Genomic DNA, 2,355 nt, shown 5'->3' with positions numbered 1-2,355 from the left:
GACAGCAGCTCAGAAAATTTAAGCCCTAGCGCCTCTTGGGTACTTCCACCCCCATCGCCAACGGCCATTTTCCAAGTCGCTGAAAAAGCATTGGCAGATAGTACTAAGCTTGCTGCCAATGAAAGAGTTCCGATCAGTTTAGATTTACGCATCTTCATTTCCTTCCTAGTTCCAATTGCTAATAAAATTATTATAAAAACACACCAAACCTATGTTTTGGCTTATTACTTAGAGTGCTCTTTGGCAAAGTGGCGCATAAAGTCCGCCAGTTTGTTTGCATCATCGACGGATACGCCGTTGTATAGGCTAGCTCTTAGATAATCACCCACACCAAAAGGGGTGAGAGTGCGTAAGCCAATCAATCCGACATTCCAACTTTCGATTAGGAAAGCGTTGGTTAATTCTTCGTCGCCGCCTTTCACGTTAAAAGGCACATTCATGCGACTTCTTAATGTGGTGTCTGGCACAGGTGAACCATAAAAACCATTTGATTCATCAATTACGTCATAGATGGCCTTGGCTTTTGCAATACAACGACGTTCAATTTCATCTACGCCGCCCACTTGCTCTATCCAATCCATAACATGACCGATGACTTCGATGTTAAAGGTCGCAGGGGTATTCCAAAGGTTACCCGCTTCGCTGTTGGTGGTGTAATTAAACACGCCTGGGCAAAGTGGCGATGCCTTGTCTTCGCCCAACAAGTCTTTACGTACCACCGTCATAGTGACGCCAGGGTGGCCAATATTTTTAGACGCACAGGCAAACAAAACACCGACATTACAACCGTGCCAGTCAATCGGCTTGGTGGAAAAGTCTGAGCTGGCATCGACGACTAATGGAATGTGACGACGGGATTCAGGCAGCTTAGGCAAACGGTGCAACTCAATGCCATTGACGGTTTCATTGGAGCACAGGTAAACGTATTTGCTGTTGACGTCGATGTTGTCTTCTGTCAATTCAGGGAAATAGGTGTAATCGCCGGTTTCTGGATCACGTCCATCTATCGTTTCGACTTGGCAATAACGTTGCGCTTCATCACGACCACGTACAGACCAGGTACCGTTTACAACATAAGTGGCCACATCAGACGCGTTATGACAAAGGTTCAACGGCAAAGCAGCAAACTGACCGTGTCCGCCGCCATGAGTGAACAACACTTCGTAATCATCTGGAATAGCCATTACTTTTCGAGCCGCGGCAATAGCGTGATCTAGAATGGCCTGAAATTCAGGTGCTCGATGCGATAACGCCAAAGACGTCAGTCCAGTCGTATTGAAAATCGCCGCAATTTTAGTTTCAACGTCTTTAGGTAAAGACGTTGGCCCTGGACTGAAGTTAATAATGTCTTCAGCTGGTGCCGTTGAACTAAGCGAGCCAATAAGCGCTGGATGAGTACCTGTGTTCATTCCTTTATCCTTTCGTTATCGTGACAAAACTGTGATAACCCCAGTATGCTGTCCTTGGCTATTTGCGCTTAGTACCAACTTCATTTTTCTTTGGTACCAGTTTTGACGAAATTTAGGGATATAAGATTGGTATGGAAAAATATGAACTAGAAAAGTGCATTTAAAAAGTAAACGCCACAACAGTGAACATTCTTCAAAAAACACCTCATCTTAAAACGCAAAAAGCTCTTCGCATGGAAGGGCTTTTTTACTTTAAATTGTCCCGTCCTGAAATAGGTTTACATCTAGGAGACCTATTATGGAGACATCAAGTAATACCAAGCGTAAACGCACTCAACGTGATTACACAATGGGCTTTAAATTGCAGATAGTGATGGCTATTGAAAAAGGCGACATGACTTATAAACAAGCTCAAAAAATCTATGGCATCCAAGGTCGATCAACGGTGCTGACTTGGCTTCGAAAACACGGCAAAATGGACTGGTCTACCAAAGTGAGGCTGCCCATGTCTAAATCCCCTAAAGCAAAAGAAACGCCCGCTCAAACCATCAAAAGACTTGAACGAGAATTGGAAGATGAACAGCTTAGAAACCGTTTACTGAATACGGTGGTTGATATTCTGGATACTGAGCATGGAATGAACCTGAGAAAAAAGTATATAGCCAAGGAGCGAGACGCCTTCAAACTGAAGAAAAAATCAGTTTAAGTCGTTCTTGTAGGCTTCTTGGCATTAGTAGGCAAGCTGTCTATCAACAAGAGCAGAGACAGCTAATGCGGCAGAACAGTCTCTCGGTCGTTAAAGGTTTGGTCATGGGTATACGTCGTTTCATGCCTAGACTCGGTACAAGGAAGTTATATTTTTTGCTGAAATGTAGTGGTCAAGTAAAACTGGCCACGGTTTTATAGTTTTTCCAGTGCAGCTCTTCCGCTTTATTCGGTGGCAACA

General features: G+C 44.0%; 1 protein-coding gene and 1 pseudogene. One reads left to right on the top strand and one right to left on the bottom strand.

All coding sequences use genetic code 11. The annotated features are described in order from the left end of the window. Positions 1-224 precede the first annotated feature (224 nt). Positions 225-1,409, bottom strand: a complete 1,185-nt coding sequence (gene serC / locus J9B83_RS15655) for a 3-phosphoserine/phosphohydroxythreonine transaminase (protein WP_211537717.1) — start codon at positions 1,407-1,409, stop codon at positions 225-227. Positions 1,410-1,707: 298 nt separating this feature from the next. Between serC and J9B83_RS15650 the strand changes: the two are divergent. After that, positions 1,708-2,279, top strand: a pseudogene (locus tag J9B83_RS15650) (helix-turn-helix domain-containing protein); the annotation flags it as partial. Positions 2,280-2,355: the final 76 nt, after the last annotated feature.

The sequence above is a fragment of the Marinomonas vulgaris genome (genome assembly GCF_018145875.1).
GTDB classification, from domain to species: Bacteria; Pseudomonadota; Gammaproteobacteria; order Pseudomonadales; family Marinomonadaceae; genus Marinomonas; species Marinomonas vulgaris.
Note: the sequence above shows the minus strand (reverse complement) of the source record. Positions and strands in the feature narration are given on the sequence as shown.

Coding starts and splice junctions, on each gene's coding strand:
- serC (WP_211537717.1), bottom strand. CDS start 1,409: ATGAACACAGGTACTCATCCAGCGCTTATTGGCTCGCTTAGTTCAACG.